The following is an 18,367-nucleotide window of genomic DNA, read 5'->3' on the forward strand; positions in this document are numbered from 1 at the left end:
ATATTTACGATGGTGAAGCCTTGTTTACGTAGTGGTTTTATGACTATTATTTATAGTTGGCTGTATGTTCCTATTTTAATTTTAATTATCAATTCATTTAATATATCTAAATTCGGTATACATTGGCAAGGATTTAGTTTGTATTGGTATAAAACATTAATAAATAACGATAGTTTAATTGAAGCTTCTCAAAACTCATTAATTATAGGAGTATGTTCTGCTACTATAGCTACTATTATAGGTTCTTTAACAGCTATATCATTATATCGATATAATTTTCATGGTAAGCAATTTATCAATAGTATGTTATTTACAGTAATTATGTCACCTGATATTGTTATGGCAATTTCATTATTAGTATTATTTATTTTATTAGGCATACCACTTGGATTTTGGTCTTTACTAATTGCTCATATTACTTTTTGCCTTCCGTTTGTAGTAGTTACTATATATTCATGGTTAAAAGATTTTGATATGCGTATGTTTGAAGCTGCAAAAGATTTAGGCGCAAATGAAATTACTGTTTTAAGAAAAATAATTTTACCCTTAGCAATTCCAGCGCTAACAGCAGGGTGGTTGCTTAGTTTTACTTTATCTATAGATGACGTTATAGTATCATCTTTCGTTGCAAGTCCTAACTTCGAAATTTTACCATTAAAAATATATTCGATGGTTAAGGTAGGAGTTTCACCTGAAGTAAATGCAATTACAGTAATTTTAATATTAATATCTTTATTGTTAGTATCTAGTAGTCAGTTGTTACTTCTTAACAAGAAAAAATAAAGGAGGAGTAATTGGTAAATTTATGTAAGAAACTATTTATTGGTTTATTAATTTTAGTTTTAAATGTTGCAAATGCAAAGAGTCGTATTAACAATAATAATACCTTATATTTTTATAATTGGACTGAATACGTTCCAACAGGATTATTAGAGCAATTTACTAAAGAAACAGGTATTAAGGTTGTTTTATCTACCTATGAATCTAATGAAGTAATGTATTCTAAATTAAAAACTTTGAAAAGCGGATCTTATGATTTAATAGTTCCATCAAGTTATTTTGTAGATAAAATGCGTAAAGAAAAAATGTTGCAAAAAATTGATAAAGCAGCATTAACTAATTTTAAAAATTTAGATGTTAAATTATTAAATAAACCTTTTGATCCTAATAATGATTACTCTATTCCATATATTTGGGGAGCAACTATTATCGGTGTTAATTCTGCTGAAATTGATCCTAAAACCATAACTAGTTGGGCGGATTTATGGAAACCTCAATTCAAGAAAAGTTTATTATTAATTGATGATGCTCGTGAAGTATTCCAGATAGCATTACGTAAGCTTGGAATGTCTGGTAATACTAGAAATTCAAAAGAAATTCAAGCTGCATATAATGAATTAAAAAAATTAATGCCTAATGTAGTAGCATTTAATTCTGATAATCCGGGTAATCCTTATATGGAAGGTGATGTAGTTTTAGGAATGGTTTGGAATGGTTCTGCTTATGTTGCTCGTAAATCTGGTGCTCCATTGCAAACAGTTTGGCCTAAGGAAGGGGGGATATTTTGGATGGATAATCTTGCAATTCCAACTAACGCAAAAAATAAAAAAGGTGCTTTAAAACTTATAAATTTTTTACTGCGTCCAGAAATAGCCGCAAAAGTTGCCACAACAATTGGATATCCAACAGCAAACAGGGAAGCAAAAAAATTTTTGCCAAAACAAATGATTAATGATCAATTATTGTATCCTTCAGATCAACTTTTAAAAAAAGGTGAATGGCAAAATGATATAGGAAATGCTAGTAAAGAATACGAAACATTGTTTCAGAAACTTAAAGCTAATCATTAAAATTTTGAAATAACTAATTGCTTATTAAATAATAATTTATTTGCGTTGTTGAAGTTGTTTCTTACAGTTATTAATAATAAATATACATTGACCATTATAAAATATTAACTAATAAAGGTATTTATATTCTAAAGCACAATAGATCATCTATTAAATATCATTTAAGAAGTTGTTATTAATTGAATAACATTCTTAATGTTTATATTAACTTATTGAATAAAAATCATTATTAGATATGTATTAAACACGGAAGATTTTGAATTTGTATGTATATAAAAAAGAACTTTTTTAAAACCAAAAAAGCAGGAGATATTTATAATTTTGGTGAATTAGTTGGTGCTTCACATGCAATAGAGTATGCTAACATACTTGAAAAGCATGTTGGTTTTATATTAATAATTACATCAAATACACAAAATGCCATTCAGCTTTTTAATGAAATCAATGAATTTACTAAGGGACCGGTCTATTATTTTCCTGATTGGGGAATTGCTCCTTATACCAAAGCATCTCCTAATCAAAAAACGATATCAGATAGGATTTCTATCCTTTATCGATTATTAAATATAAACCACGGAATATTGATATTATCTGTAAAAACATTAATGCAACGTATTTGTCCGCAAATTTATATATGCAGTAATACTTTATTAGTAAACCAAGGACAGAAGTTATCTGTTAATTGTTTTCAAGATAAAATAGAAAAAATTGGTTATAGATGTGTTCATCAGATATTAGAACAAGGCGAATATAATATAAAAAAAAATGTTTTTTTTGATTTATTTCCTGTAGGATATAATCAAATCTATCGAATAAATCTATTTGAAGATGTTGTCAATAATCTCATTGAAATAAATTTAGAAGCACAAAAAGTTATTAATAAAACTACAAATATTAACTTATTACCTACACGTGAATTTCCTACTGATAAAGCTTCAGCGAAGCTGTTTTGTAGGCGATGGAAAAATTTTTTTAACAATGCTAATGAAAAAAATTATATTTATCAAAATATGAATGTAGGTATTATACCTGCTGGCATTGAAAATTGGTACCCATTTTTTTTTAACAAACCATTATCCACTATATTTAGTTATCTTCCATTAAACACCACAATTATTAATCATTCTGATATAGAAGGTGTTACAATAGATTTTTGGAGTACTATAAACAGATGTTATAAAAATATCAATAGTAATAATAGTAGATTATTAAGACCTGAATGTTTATGGATTACACCAGATGATGTTATAAATCAATTGAATAATTGGCCTCAAATAAAAGTAACCGATAAACAAGTAATGAAACATTCCAATAATGTGAATTTAGGTTACATATCACTTCCTATCTTACACTCACAAGAAGATAAGAAATTTTCTCTGAAAAAATTAGAACAATTTATTAATCAGTTTAGTGGTAATATAATATTTTGTGTTAAAAACAAGACACAACAAAAAAAATTTCAAAAATTCCTTGAAAGATTTCATGTCAATCCAACTTTAATTAATAATTTCAATGAATCGAATGACAAAAAATTAAATTTAATGATTATTAATATTAACAATGGATTTATAGATACAAAGAATAACAGAGCTTTAATTTGTGATAATGATATTATTCAAGATAATATTAATGATTATTATCAAAATACAACAAGATGGAATAATTTCAACAAACTTATTTTTAATATTGACGAAATAAGTTATGGTCAACCAGTAGTTCATTTAGAACATGGTATTGGTCGTTATATGGGGTTGATAACTATTGAAACAAATGGTATTAATTCAGAATATCTAATACTATCTTATGCTGATGATACTAAACTTTATGTACCTGTATCATCATTGCACTTGATTAGTTATTACATTAGTCATTCTAATGATAAAGTACCAATTCATAAACTAGGCAGTGATGTTTGGCTAAGATCACGTCAAAAATCTGTGGACAAAATTCGTGATGTTGCAGCTGAACTTTTAGATGTTTATTGTCAACGTAAATTAAAAATCGGTTATTCTTTTAAATATAATAAAAATAGATATAAATCGTTCTGTAGTCACTTTCAGTATAATATTACATTAGATCAACAAAAAGCCATCAATGAAATATTAAATGATATGTCTCAACCCATTGCAATGGATCGATTAGTATGTGGTGATGTGGGTTTTGGGAAAACTGAAGTAGCAATGCATGCGGCATTTATTGCAATTGAAAATAATAAACAAGTTGCCATTCTCGTACCCACAAATCTTTTAGCTCAACAACATTATGAAAATTTTAAAAATAGATTTAGGAATTGGTCTGTAAATATTGATTTGTTATCTAATTTTAGAAATATTAAAGAACAAAAATGTGTATTAAAAAAAACACAAGAAGGGAAAGTTAATATCGTCATAGGTACTCATAAATTATTGAATAAAAATATTAAATGGAAAGATTTAGGTTTGCTAATTATTGATGAAGAACATCGTTTTGGAGTTCATCAAAAAGAGATTATTAGAGCTAACACACATAATATTGATATATTGACGTTAACAGCAACACCAATTCCACGTACATTACATATGGCAATGACTGGAATACGAGATGTTTCTATTATTAATACTCCTCCTGAACACCGTTTACCTATTAAAACTTTTATAAGCGAATTTAGCTGTTCAATAATAAGGGAAGTAATTTTGCGTGAAGTTTTAAGAGGTGGCCAAGTATATTATTTACATAATAAAGTTAGCGATATTGAACAAACTGCCAATTATATACGTAAATTAGTCCCAGAAGCTTGTATCACTGTTGCTCATGGACAGATGAATGAACGAGATTTAGAAAGAGTAATGAATAATTTTTATCATCAACAATTTAACGTATTAGTATGTACTACTATAATTGAAACTGGTATTGACATTCCTAATGTAAATACGATTATTATAGAACGTGCTGATAATTTTGGTTTAGCAGAATTACATCAATTACGTGGAAGAGTAGGACGTTCACATTATCAAGCATATGCTTGGTTATTAACTCCTAACCAAAATGTTATAAATAGTGAAGCAGTTAAACGATTTGAAGTTATTTCTTCATTTAAAGAACTAGGTGCTGGTTTTACATTAGCTATTAATGATTTAGAAATTAGAGGTGCAGGTGAGTTGCTTGGTGAAAAACAAAGTGGTCAAATAGAATCGCTAGGTTTTTCACTGTATATGGAATTATTAGAAAATGCTGTTAAAGATCTTAAAAATGTTGAACAATCTCACTCTTTGGAAGATTTACTACATAACAATATTGAAATAGAACTGCAAATCCCATCTCTCATTCCAAATGATTTCATAGAAAATGTTAATTTACGTTTATCATTGTACAAGAAAATTGCCAGTGCCAAAGAAGAATGTTATTTACAAAAATTAAAAAGAGAAATGATTAATAATTTTGGTTCTCTCCCTAATCAAACTAATAATTTATTTGATATAGCATTATTACGTCTACAAGCTCATAAATTAGGCGTATGTAAAATAAAAATCAGCGATAAAGGAGGATATTTTGACTTTTCTCAAAAAAATAATATTGATTCTTTAAAACTAGTTAATCTAATCCAAAAAGAACCTAATAAATGGAAATTAGCAGAACATAAACTATTGCGATTGTATTGTAATGATACAATACAAGAACATAATTTGCGCATAAAATGGGTAAAAATTTTTCTTAATAGTTTAACCAAAAACACAATATAATTGTCTAACATATTAAAATTTAATTTAAATTTTATTCAGTATCTAGTAACCTATAATATAGGACCTAATTGTATACCACCTAATAAATGCATATGAACATGAGGAATTTCTTGCCCTCCATGTTTATTACAATTGATAATAAGACGATAACCTTGTTCATGGATGTTTTCCTGTTTTGCAATTTTAGCTGCTACAGTAAACATTCTGCCAAATGTTTTTTCATGTTTATATTTAATTTCATTTACATTTGGAATTAATATATTAGGTACAATTAATATATGAATAGGTGCTTTAGGTAAAATATCACGAAAAGCTGTTACTAATTCATCTTGGTATAAAATATCTGCTGGAATTACATGTTTAATAATACTACTAAAAATAGTTTCTTTAACCATACATCTTTCCTTCTATCTATATAATACAGATTAATCAATTTTATTTTAATTAATTTAGTTAAAAATAAATTTTATTTTTAACTAAATTATATCTCATTATAATATAGCTTAATATAATCATCCATATCAGTTTTAAGATTACCAGACAGTGTGCCAAAAACAACTTGTACACCAGATCCAGATATAATGACACCTCTTGCACCAAGATGTTCTAATTCTTCTCTATTAACTTTTTTTATATCAGTAACTGTTACTCTCAGACGAGTAATACAAGCATCAATATTTATGATATTTTTTTTACCTCCAAAAGCTATTATTAACTTTTGAGCTATTTCTTGAGTAGTTAAAGATAATTGATTTTTGATTGACTCTTCACGTCCAGGTGTTTTTAAGTCAAATTTTACAATTAAAAAACGAAATAACACATAATAAATTAAAAAATATAAAATTCCAATTATTGGAAACAACCAAACTTTATTACCATGACCACTCAAAATAATAAAATCAATTAAACCGTGTGAAAAACTAATTCCATTTTTCATATCAAGCAGAATACAAACAGGAAAAGCTAAACCAGCTAATATCGAATGTATAATATATAGAAAAGGACTAACAAACATAAAAGAAAATTCAATTGGCTCAGTAATACCCGTTAAAAATGAAGTTAACATTGCAGTAGCCATAATACCACCTATTTTAAGACGATTTTTACGATTTGCTGTATGCCAAATCGCAAGTGCTGCTGCAGGTAACCCATACATTTTAAAGAGAAATCCTCCTGCAAGTTTACCTGCAGTTGGATCTCCAGCCATATATCTAGGAATATCACCATGAAATATCTGACCAGAATTAGCAATAAATTCACCAACTTGCATTTGAAAAGGAACATTCCAGATATGATGTAAACCTAATGGCATTAAAATACGTTCAATTAACCCATAAATACTAAAAGCTATCATAGGATTCTGGTAAGCTGCCCATTCTGAAAAATTTTCAATTATAAATCCTATAGGAGGCCAAATAACAGAAAAACATATACCTATAATAATTGCTGCCATGCCAGATATAATTGGTACAAATCTTTTGCCAGCAAAAAAACCTAAATATTCTGGTAGCTTAATACGATAAAATGTATTAAACATATATGATACTAAAAAACCTATAATAATTCCTCCTAAAACTCCAGTATCAGCAATATGTTTTATTTCAACGTGTTTAATATTATCACATAACATTAATGATGATATTGTTAACATTGTTTTAACCATTACACTGTAGGATAAAACTGCTGCTAAAGCTGATACACCGTCATTATTAGTAAAACCTAGCGCTATACCTATTGCAAAAATTAACGGCATATTAGAAAATACGGATTCCCCTGCCTCTGCCATTACATGTGATACTGTATCGGGTACTAAGCTAAAGTCAGCTGATCCTAAACCTAATAAAATTCCTGCAATTGGTAATACAGATATAGGTAACATAAGTGATTTGCCAACTTTTTGTAAGTTAGCAAAAACATTTTTTAACATAGTGTATAACTCCTATTATTAATTAGGATAAATTACTTAAATAACTAATAGGAATGCGAAATAATTTTGAAAAGTTATTTGTAGTTTCTTCTGAAAGGATTCCTACATCTATGTTTTTCAGCATAGCAATATATTCAGCAATAACTCTAGTATAAGCAGGTTGATTTTCTTGACCGCGATATGGTACCGGAGAAAGATAAGGTGAATCAGTTTCAACTAAAATTCTATCAATTGGAACATAACGTATGACATTATCTAAATTTTTTATCTTGTTAAATGTTACTATACCTGAAAAAGAAATATAAAATCCTAAATCTAATAACTTACTTGCTGTTATTTCATTTTCACTAAAGCAATGTAATACACCACCACAAATTTCACTTTTTTCTTCTTTTAAAATACTTAATGTATCTACAACAGCATCTCTCATATGCACTATGAGTGGTTTATTTAAAGATATTCCTATTCTGATATGATTACGAAAAGAAGTTTGTTGATGTATTTTATTGTATTTTTTATAATGATAATCTAAACCAGTTTCTCCTAATGCAATTACTTTAGGATCTGAAGCCGCGGAAGATATATCATCTACTTTATACAATTCTGGTTTATTAAGTGGATGTACTCCACAGGATAATGAAATATTTTTGCGTTGGCCCACCAACTTTTTTAAGTTATAAAAATCTGATAAATCAGTGGACACTGCTAACATAAATTTTATATCACGTTCAAATGCTTTTTTTATGACATCATCAATATTGCGGTGATTTTTTTTATAATTTAGCAAATTAAGATGACAGTGTGAATCAATAATAAACATGTTCTATTTCTCAAATTTACAATTGACTAAATAATATTTAATTAAATATACTAACTTCTACCCAAGTAATTAATGAATTAGTTAATAATAATTCTCGATTAACTCCTATTGTATTTATTAATGTATTTCTACATTTATTCCAATTATATATACTATTAGTTAAAGAACTAAAAGAAAAATAATTGGATAATAATATAACAACATCTTTGCGATCTATATTGATTAATGACTCTTGTATATTGTTTTGTAATTTCATGGCATCTAGTATCAAACATATTAACCAATGAATGCACATGATGTCATTTTCACGCATAATAGGCAACAATTGTAAGATATCATGTTTAAGTGAAACAAATAAAGCATCGTATAATTTTTTTCTAAGATTCCAATGCATTGTAATAAGATCTAGAGCTTTAATTGGTATCCCATCGCTTAATCGCAAAGCAGATAAAACAACTAACTCATTATGCTCAGATCTTGTTTTTACCCACAGCATAGCTTCTGCTTCACTAGGAGGACATAGGCGAAACATTATGCAACGACTACGTATTGTTGATGGTACTTTTGAAAAATTTTGTGTACTGAAAAAAAACCAACTATCAGATGGAGGTTCTTCTATTATTTTAAGTAGAGCATTACTTGCATATTGAGTTAGATACTCAATATTAAGTATACTGACGATCTTTTTGTTTCCTGTATGTGCGTAATTATATAAATTAGATATTATCTTTTTAACTATTTCTATACCTACAGTATTTACTTTTGGTCTTGCTTCAAAAATGTAATAATCCGGATGACTATTAATTTTCATTAAACGACAGCTATTACATATACCACAAAAATTTGAATCGATAGGTTTATGACATAAAAGCCAATAACTTAACTTCCATATAAGAATATCTTCAGCAATACCATGAATTCCTTGAATTAACATTACAGGATGTCTGAAACCTTGCCTATATTGATTTACAATTTTTAAATAAGGTTGATCAAGCCAAGAATACCATTCCATATTATTGTTTTTTTAACCAATCAAATAAAAAGTTTTTTAAATTTTCACGGACTTTATCTAAAGATTGAGTTGCATCAATCAAAACAATACTATTATCTTGTTTTATTATTTTTAAATAATAATTACGAGTGCGTTCAAAAAAATGTAGTGATTCTTGTTCGATACGATCTAACTTACCCTTGATTTGTAATCTTTTTAAACAAATATCAGCAGTTATATCTAAATAAAATGTTAGATCTGGATAAAAACTACCTAGTATCATACCGCGCAGTTTATTTATCATTTTGAGTCCTAAACATCTACCACCTCCCTGATAAGCTTGCGAAGAAAGATCATGACGATCACTAATTACCCATTGTCCTATATTTAATGCTGGTTTTATGACATTTTCTATTAACTCAACTCTAGCGGCATACATAATTAACAGTTCTGTCTTGTATGATATATGCTCATTATTTCTATCCTTTATTATATTACGTAAGCTTTCTCCTACAGGAGTACCACCAGGTTCTCTAGTAATAATAATATTTTCATTATGAATGCCATATTCATTTAATGTTTTTACAATAATATCACATGCTGTAGTTTTTCCAGAACTTTCTAATCCTTCAATAGTAATAAATTTATTTTTCATTTTGTTGTTTTATAAATTAAAATTATAAAATATCTTATTAAAACATTTTATATACCCAATTATTAATAAATAATTTCGTAATAAATCACTGATAACAAAGTTAATATTTAAATTGTTATATCATGATTAATAAAACAAAGAGATAATATCCAATAATTTTTTAAGCAAAATTGCTTATCAATTAAAATGATAATGGAAATGATATTGGTTGTTATTGCTTAAAAATCCAGATAGCACAATAATACTATCTGGATGCATTAATTATCTTACTTAGCTTTTATGTTCATTAATATAATCTATCGCTGCCTGAACGGTAGTGATTTTTTCAGCTTCTTCATCTGGAATTTCGGTATCAAATTCTTCTTCCAAAGCCATTACCAGCTCAACGGTATCAAGAGAATCAGCTCCTAGGTCATCTACAAAAGATGCAGAATTAGTGACTTCATCTTCTTTTACACCTAGTTGTTCACTGATGATTTTCTTAACTCGTTGTTCAATATCACTCATACTATTTGATTTCCTGTCAAAACTCGCTTATGCGATAATTTTCATAGTTTATAAAATATTGAAAAAGATGCAACAAAACATAGACTAATTAAATTACAATGCTGTGGTTTTAGTAGAAAATAATTTCAATGTATTTAATAAATTAAATCATATACATACCACCATTAACATTAATTATCTCACCAGTTATATATGATGCTTCTTCAGAAGCTAAAAATGCAACCACATTAGCTACTTCTTGAGCTTTACCTAAACGTTTCATAGGAACTTTGGCTATTATGCTAGCCTTTTGATCTTGATGTAATGCTCTTGTCATATCTGTTTCAATAAATCCAGGTGATACTACATTAACAGTGATTCCACGTGAAGCAATTTCAAGTGCTAAAGATTTACTAAATCCAATCAAACCTGCTTTAGATGATGAATAATTTGTTTGACCAATATTGCCACAAATTCCAACAATAGAACTAATAGTGATAATTCTCCCCTTACGTCTCTTTATCATGAAAGGTAAAAATGCTTTAGAGATTTTAAATACAGAAGTGAGATTTGTATCGATGACTTCTTCCCAATCATTTTCACTCATTCTTATCAATAAATTATCACGAATTATACCTGCATTATTGATCAAAATATCAATGTAACCAAATTCAGATTTAATTTCTTTGACAACACTAGAAACGCATTTCGAATCATTAACATTTAGTATTATACCTTTACCCTTATTTCTTAAATGATAATCAATAATTGAAACTCCAGATTGATTTGTTGAAGTTCCAATGACAATAGCTCCACTAAATAATAACTTTTCTGCAATTGCAAGACCAATACCTCTGCTTGCTCCAGTTACTAATGCAACTTTATTTTTTAAATCCATATGATTCCTATCATTTATGTTTATCTAATGCCATCATTAATGAATTAGTATCATTTATAGATATAGATGTTAGATTTTTTGAAATACGTTTATTTAAACGACTTAATATTTTACCTGGACCAATTTCTAATAATATTGTTATACCCTGTTTAGAAATATATTCAATTATTTCTAGCCAGCGTACTGAACTATACATTTGACGAGTCAAAGCTCTACGAATTGCATATTCATCATCTTCTATTTTAACATCTACATTATTAATTATTGATATAGATGGTTTCATAAATTTTATTTTTTGTAATCTGTTTTCTAATTGTTTTGCTGCGGATTTCATTAACATGCAATGAGAAGGTACTCCTACCATTAAGTGCTTAACATAAGCACCCAATGATTTACAAGCATTACTAGCACGATATACTGCCTCCTTATCACCTGCAATTACAAATTGATCCTGTGAGTTGAAATTTGCTATAGAGACAATCTGATTCTCTTTAGTTTTTTTACAAATTTTTTCAATTGTTGTTCTATCTAAACCTATGATAGCATGCATTGCTCCTATTCTTGTTTTGGTTAACTCTTGCATTATTCTACCACGAAATTCGACTAATTTAATAGCATCAGTAAATTCTATTGCTCCAGCACAAACTAATGCAGAATATTCTCCTAAACTATGTCCTGCCATTAATATTGGAGCTCTACCACCTTCATGTTGCCATATACGATATATTGCTATCGAAGATGTTAAAATAGCTGGTTGTGTTTTCCAGGTATAATGTAAATGTTTGCACGGTCCTTGGTTCACTAATCTTAATAAGTCGTAGCCTAAGATATGAGATGCTTCTTGAAACGTTTGTCTAGCTATAGAATATTTTTCTAGAAAATCATTTAACATTCCAACATATTGTGATCCTTGCCCAGGGAAAACAAATGCTAGTTGAGTCATTTTAAACTCCTATAGTTTTTAAAAACGTATCAGAGCTGAACCCCAAGTAAACCCACTACCAAAAGCTTTTAGTAAAATGATTTGTCCCAACTTAACACAACCATTACGAACTATTTCATCTAATGCGCTTGGTACTGAAGCTGCAGATGTATTACCATGACGATCAATTGTGATAGCTACCTTATCAAGGTTTATTCCAAGTTTTTTTACAATAGCAAGAATGATTCTTAAATTCGCTTGATGTGGAATGAACCAGTCTATCATATCTATATTAAAATGATTAGCTTCCAAGGTTTCATGAACTATATGAGTTAGCTCTTCTATTGCTATTTTAAAAACTTCATTTCCTGACATCTGAATATAAACTGGCTGTTTATTATTCACATTACTATATTGATAAGGTAAAGTTAATAGATGTGCGTAAGTAGCATTAGAATGTAAATGGGTAGATATAATTCCAGGTTTATTACTTTTTGATAAAACAACTGCACCAGCACCATCACCAAATAAAATAAGACTATTACGATCACTAGGATCCACTGTTCGAGATAAAACATCAGAACCGATGATTAAAGCATATTTTATCTTTTCATTTTTTATAAATTGGTCGGCTATACTCAAAGCGTAAACAAAACCAGTACATGCTGCTGCCACATCAAAAGCAATACAATCCCTTATTCCTAACATTTTTTGAATCATACATGCAGAACTCGGAAATGCATGACTAGAAGATGTAGTTGCTAGAATAATTAGTTCAATTTGACTATACTTTATATTTGCCATTTTCAAAGCGTTTTTTGCAGCATTAAACCCCATACTTGCCACTGTTTCATCTGATTCAGCAATATGACGCTTCTTTATGCCAGTTCTGGAAATAATCCATTCATCTGACGTGTTTAACATCCGCTCCAAATCAACATTTGTACGAATTTGTAAAGGTAAATAACTACCCGTGCCAATAATCCTGGTGAACATCGAAAGTTCATCACTCCTAATTAAACATATCAGAATATCATAAATAATTGTTTACTTAGAAAATTTATTCTGATTGTTTTTATATTATCTATATCAATTACCTCAAAAAAATTAAATGATTGATCAATTTGCTAGTTGTTTATATATAATATTTAATTAAATAATTTTAATTTAACTTATTTAAATAAATAAAAAATATCCCATCTATACTAAAGTATAGTAATATATTTTATTGTTAATTATTTTCATTTAACTAGTAACTACATAATTTTAGCACACCATAGACTGTAATATATCAAATAAAATAAGAAATCTATAAGTATTATTTATTTTGAGATACGCTTAAATCCTCTATAGTATCCATCACTAGTAACATGATGACGCAAATGAGTTTCACCTGAATTGTTGTCTATTGATATGGTTTTAGTCTTAAGAAAATCATGTGAACGACGCATGCCTCTTTTAGAACGAGATGGTTTGTTTTTTTGAACTGCCATAGAATAATACTCCTGCAACTACTGTAATCAAAGTATATAAAAATTAATTAAAATTCAATTATATAAGTAGATTCAATAAATGTTTTCACATTATGATATCATTTATATAAAAATGCAATTTTAACAAATAGTAAAAAAATTAGAAAGACTATATTAACACTAAATAATTATATAATAACAATTATTAAATAATAAATTTATATAAATCAAAACGAATTTTATTGTGTTTTTATATTGTGTAGATCATTCATGCAATTTAGTGTTTGATAATTATTAATTTTATGTGATCAATTTTTTATTGAACACGCAATTTACTTAAACAATCTATTAAAATTTTATCTATCGGTGCTTCTAAATAAATTGTTTTTCCAGTTTTAGGATGAAGGAACGTTAATGCATGTGCATGCAAAAATAATCTGTTTAATCCTGTATTAATAATTCGATTATCAAATTTATGATTTCCATAACGTTTATCAAATAAAATAGGATGACCGGCATGTAGTGTATGCACACGAATTTGATGGGTATGACCTGTTATTGGATAAGCTTTAATTAAAGAAGTATATCTAAAATACTCCTTTACTTGGAAGCGTGTTTCAGAAGGTTTTCCACTCCTATCAACGCATACCATAGATGTACCACCATACAATGCGATTTTTTTTTTCAGAGGGGCATTAATGATCCGTAAATTTTCTGGCCATATACCGTATACTAATGCTAAATAATCTTTTTTTATTAGTTTATTACGTAATTGTTCATGCAAACACCTTAATGCAGAACGTTTTTTAGCAATCAATAATAATCCAGATGTACTTCTGTCTAGTCTATGTACTAATTCAAGAAATGAGTAATTGGAACGTAATATTCTTAACCCTTCTATTATACCAAATCTCAATCCACTTCCCCCGTGAACTGCTATTCCTGAAGGCTTATTAAGTACTATTATAGAATCATCTTCATGTAAAATAATATTATTTAAAAAAGATACATTCTCTATTTTTGTAGTAAGTTTTTCTTTATGTTCATTGTATAAATAATTATGTGGAATGCTTATTTCATCACATAATTTCAATTTATATAAAGGTTTAATACTTTTTTTATTTACTTTAATATTACCTTTTCTTAGATTTTTATATATAAAACTTTTTGGAATGTTTTTAAATTTTGAGTGTAAAAAATTATCAATTCTTTGATTTATATTTTCATTACTTACAATGATATTATGTAGATTTGAATACTTCATTATCATATTAATTACTTTTTTACACAATAAAATATATTAATATTAGTTTATATAATTTATTTTATTTAGATAATAATACATTAATTGGAATAATTATTGTAATTATTAACAGTATTTTATTTTAACAAATCAATTTGTAATATTTTTTATATTATTGAAGATTATTTTTACTATAAAACATTAAATATTACCCAATACAAGAAAAAATTTAAAATTTATTATTTTCGCATTGTTTAATACATATATAACACAATATAAGACTAAGATAAAAAACCTATAATTTATCACTTAATTTAAAAATTATAATATTCATCATAATATTTTAAATCTAAAACCAATCTTAAATGACATAAGTTATTATCAAATATATTACTAAGTATAACTATGTTTTAGATACAATTATTTATAAAATAACGAGCAATTTAATAATGAAAAGAATGTTAATCAATGCAACTCAAGAGGAAGAGTTACGTATTGCTTTAGTTAATGGTCAGCATCTTTATGATCTTGATATTAAAAAATCTAGTCATGAACAAACAAAATCTAACATTTATAAAGGGAAAATTATACGTATTGAACCTAGCTTAGAAGCTGTATTTGTTGATTATGGTCCCAAACGCCACGGTTTTCTTCCTATTAAAGAAATTTCTCAAGAATACTTTTCAGAAAATTACTGTAAAAATAACTACAATATTAAAGACATATTTAAAGAAGGTCAAGAATTAATAGTTCAAGTTGAAAAAGAAGAGCGAGGTAATAAAGGAGCTGCTTTGACAACTTTTGTATCATTGACAGGATGTTACTTAATTTTAATGCCTAATAATCCAGTTATTGGTATTTCTCGTCGTATTGTAGGAGAGAAGCGCATTAAGATAAAAGAAATACTATCATTATTAAAAATTCCTGAAAATATGGGTATAATTATTCGCACAGCTGGTTTAGGAAAATCAATAGAATTATTACAATGGGATTTAAATTTACGTTTCAAACGTTGGATAAAAATTAAAAAAATATCAAATAGTAAATCAGCACCATTCTTAATTTATCAGGAAAGTAATATCATAATAAGAGCTCTGCGAGATTACTTGCGTCATGATATTAGCGAAGTATTAATTGATAATCCAAAAGTTTTGGCATTCGCACGTAAGCAAATCAATGAAATTGGTAGATATGATTTTTTTGATAAAATTAAATCTTATGATAGTAATATTCCATTATTTAGTCATTATCAGATTGAATCACAAATAGAATCAGCTTTTCAACGTGCAGTATCTCTACCTTCTGGTGGTTCTATAGTTATAGATACTACTGAAGCTTTGACTGCTATTGATATCAACTCTGCTCGTTCTACTAAAGGGAAAGATATTGAAACTACAGCTCTTTCTACTAATCTTGAAGCGGCAGGAGAAATTGCTAGACAGATTCGTTTGCGTGATTTAAGTGGTTTAATTGTAATTGATTTTATTGATATGATTGCCAGAGGAAATCAGCGAATAGTAGAGGATCGTTTTCGAGAAGAAGTAGATATAGATAGAGCACGTTTACAGATCGGTAATATTTCTTGTTTTGGTTTATTAGAAATGTCTAGACAAAGATTAAACTTATCATTATGTGAATCGTATCAGCATGAATGCTCTCGCTGTAATGGTACAGGCACAATTCGTGATAATAAATCACTTTCACTTTCTATATTACGAATAATAGAAGAAGAAGCTATAAAATCTAACACGAAAGAAGTACATGCTATAGTCCCAGTACAAGTTGCTTCATATTTACTTAATGAACAGAGAGATGCTATTAATGCCATTGAAAAACGTCAAAATGGTGTTAGAACAGCTATAGTTCCTAGTATTAGATTAGAAAATCCAAACTATTCTGTTCTGCGTGTTGGTAAAGGTGAAGAAACTAAAATATTGGGCTATAACTTATCTAAATTACAAGAAACAACAATATTTACATCAAATAAAGAAAATGTTATTAATCATCCTAGAATAAAACAATCTAGCTTAGAACATGTTTTTATTTCTAATAATGAATTCTCATCTAGAGAAATAATAGCAAATAAATCAATAACCAAATTCAAAGCCAAACCATTAATAGATGATATAGAACTAAACATAAATAACTATAGTTTTTTTAGTCGAGTTGTATTGAATTTAAAACAATTATTTGTTAATGGAATACCATATTCAATTGCATCAAAAAATAATATATTTATAAAACAATATATTGATATCCAAATTAATGAATATAATGTCCAATATTTTAGAGATAATATAATTACTAATATTATAAAACACAAAAATCCTGAAATAATTTATAGTAATAATAGATCAATGCCCGTAAAGTATGATAAACAAGAAGTTAATCATATTTCTATAATTGAAAATATAATACTAAATATGACCTTAGATACAAAATTAAAAATAATAACTTCAATTAGACAACAGAAACATAATAGTCAAAAAACAAAACAACCAGGTATTAATAATATATTTAATATACATAATAGAAAAAACAAAGAAAAAAATAAAAATATTAATTTAATAAAACATCCAAGCCTTATAAAAAGTCAGTTGGTTATTAGATATCATAATTTCACTGATTGTTATAACAATATAATTCCTATTATTTTTTCTAAAAAAATAGAATTAACATCTAGTAAATTTTATTTTTCTCATTCTACTAAAAATAATTATCAGTTAAAACAGATAAAAACAATACAAAATATATCAAAAAAAAATTTAAATTATAAACCTAATAAATCTATTGTTATATTATCAGATTATAAAATAATACGTAGTAATTACAATATATTAAAAAAAATAAACCATAAAAATATTAAATTAAATAATGATAAAATTAAAGTTAACGATAAAAACACTAAGCATATAAACCATTTTATAGTAAACAGATCTTCTTTAGAACCTTTATTATTAAATAAAAATCAAGATAGGTCGCATAATAATAAAAAAAATAATATATTAATATCAAATTATTATGTAGATAATAAGATTTTATCTTCTAACAATATTAATATTGCATTTAAATCAATTTCAAAAAACAGAACACGTTGGAAATATTTTGCTTCCGCACCAATGACAAAGGTACCAATACCAGTTTGGAAACCAGATCCAATTAGATTTAGTGATTGGGTAAGACCTAAATTTAATTTTAATGGAAAAGGTTCAGCAGGTGGCCATAGTGCAACTCATCACGTTGCAGCACCTGCTACCAAACCTTTATAGATTAATGATTAATTTAATTAATAACTTTTAGACACAAGCTATGATATTTATCAGTTTGTGTTTAAACAATTTTTGCTGTTGTCATAATATTTAGCAAACATAACGATGGTTTGTT

The 18,367-nt window shown here is 27.2% G+C and carries 15 protein-coding genes; 4 read left to right on the forward strand and 11 right to left on the reverse strand.

Features of this window, described 5'->3' with window-relative positions; all coding sequences use genetic code 11:
• The first annotated feature begins 9 nt into the window (after positions 1-9).
• From potC to mfd, 3 genes are all read left to right on the forward strand, one after another.
• On the forward strand, positions 10-783 hold the full coding sequence (gene potC / locus CRV11_RS01155) for a spermidine/putrescine ABC transporter permease PotC (RefSeq protein WP_136131503.1): 774 nt from the start codon (positions 10-12) through the stop codon (positions 781-783).
• Between the two features lie 38 nt (positions 784-821).
• Positions 822-1,850 carry a spermidine/putrescine ABC transporter substrate-binding protein PotD gene (gene potD / locus CRV11_RS01160; RefSeq protein ID WP_136131605.1) on the forward strand — a complete coding sequence of 343 codons (1,029 nt, stop codon included), beginning with the start codon at positions 822-824 and terminating at the stop codon, positions 1,848-1,850.
• A gap of 266 nt (positions 1,851-2,116) precedes the next feature.
• The gene (gene mfd, locus CRV11_RS01165; protein WP_136131504.1) at positions 2,117-5,569 is read left to right on the forward strand and encodes a transcription-repair coupling factor; all 3,453 of its coding nucleotides are present in this window, start codon (positions 2,117-2,119) and stop codon (positions 5,567-5,569) included.
• A gap of 50 nt (positions 5,570-5,619) precedes the next feature.
• On the opposite strand, the gene CRV11_RS01170 is transcribed toward mfd, so the two are convergent.
• From CRV11_RS01170 to rluC, 11 genes are all read right to left on the reverse strand, one after another.
• On the reverse strand, positions 5,620-5,964 hold the full coding sequence (locus CRV11_RS01170; protein ID WP_136131505.1) for an HIT domain-containing protein: 345 nt from the start codon (positions 5,962-5,964) through the stop codon (positions 5,620-5,622).
• Positions 5,965-6,050: 86 nt separating this feature from the next.
• On the reverse strand, positions 6,051-7,496 hold the full coding sequence (ptsG, locus tag CRV11_RS01175; protein ID WP_136131506.1) for a PTS glucose transporter subunit IIBC: 1,446 nt from the start codon (positions 7,494-7,496) through the stop codon (positions 6,051-6,053).
• A gap of 22 nt (positions 7,497-7,518) precedes the next feature.
• Positions 7,519-8,316 carry a YchF/TatD family DNA exonuclease gene (locus CRV11_RS01180; protein ID WP_136131507.1) on the reverse strand — a complete coding sequence of 266 codons (798 nt, stop codon included), beginning with the start codon at positions 8,314-8,316 and terminating at the stop codon, positions 7,519-7,521.
• 37 nt (positions 8,317-8,353) lie between these two features.
• Positions 8,354-9,328, reverse strand: a complete 975-nt coding sequence (locus CRV11_RS01185) for a DNA polymerase III subunit delta' C-terminal domain-containing protein (protein WP_136131508.1) — start codon at positions 9,326-9,328, stop codon at positions 8,354-8,356.
• 1 nt (position 9,329) lies between these two features.
• Positions 9,330-9,962: a dTMP kinase gene (gene tmk / locus CRV11_RS01190; RefSeq protein ID WP_136131509.1), complete on the reverse strand. Its 633-nt coding sequence runs from the start codon at positions 9,960-9,962 to the stop codon at positions 9,330-9,332.
• A 270-nt stretch (positions 9,963-10,232) separates the two neighbouring features.
• The gene (acpP, locus tag CRV11_RS01195; RefSeq protein ID WP_136131510.1) at positions 10,233-10,469 is read right to left on the reverse strand and encodes an acyl carrier protein; all 237 of its coding nucleotides are present in this window, start codon (positions 10,467-10,469) and stop codon (positions 10,233-10,235) included.
• 142 nt (positions 10,470-10,611) lie between these two features.
• A complete protein-coding gene (gene fabG / locus CRV11_RS01200; protein WP_136131511.1) occupies positions 10,612-11,346 on the reverse strand; it encodes a 3-oxoacyl-ACP reductase FabG in 735 nt (244 codons plus the stop codon).
• 10 nt (positions 11,347-11,356) lie between these two features.
• Complete coding sequence (gene fabD / locus CRV11_RS01205; RefSeq protein WP_136131512.1) at positions 11,357-12,289, reverse strand: ACP S-malonyltransferase; 933 nt, start codon at positions 12,287-12,289, stop codon at positions 11,357-11,359.
• A gap of 18 nt (positions 12,290-12,307) precedes the next feature.
• A complete protein-coding gene (locus CRV11_RS01210) occupies positions 12,308-13,264 on the reverse strand; it encodes a beta-ketoacyl-ACP synthase III (protein ID WP_136131513.1) in 957 nt (318 codons plus the stop codon).
• A gap of 326 nt (positions 13,265-13,590) precedes the next feature.
• On the reverse strand, positions 13,591-13,761 hold the full coding sequence (gene rpmF / locus CRV11_RS01215) for a 50S ribosomal protein L32 (RefSeq protein ID WP_136131514.1): 171 nt from the start codon (positions 13,759-13,761) through the stop codon (positions 13,591-13,593).
• A 295-nt stretch (positions 13,762-14,056) separates the two neighbouring features.
• Positions 14,057-15,004, reverse strand: coding sequence for a 23S rRNA pseudouridine(955/2504/2580) synthase RluC (gene rluC, locus CRV11_RS01220; RefSeq protein ID WP_136131515.1), 948 nt, complete (start codon positions 15,002-15,004; stop codon positions 14,057-14,059).
• Positions 15,005-15,432: 428 nt separating this feature from the next.
• On the opposite strand from rluC, the gene rne reads away from it, so the two are divergent.
• On the forward strand, positions 15,433-18,252 hold the full coding sequence (gene rne, locus CRV11_RS01225) for a ribonuclease E (protein ID WP_136131516.1): 2,820 nt from the start codon (positions 15,433-15,435) through the stop codon (positions 18,250-18,252).
• Positions 18,253-18,367: the final 115 nt, after the last annotated feature.

This window comes from Candidatus Pantoea edessiphila (genome assembly GCF_002933335.1).
In the GTDB taxonomy this organism is placed as follows: Bacteria; Pseudomonadota; Gammaproteobacteria; order Enterobacterales; family Enterobacteriaceae; genus Pantoea_C.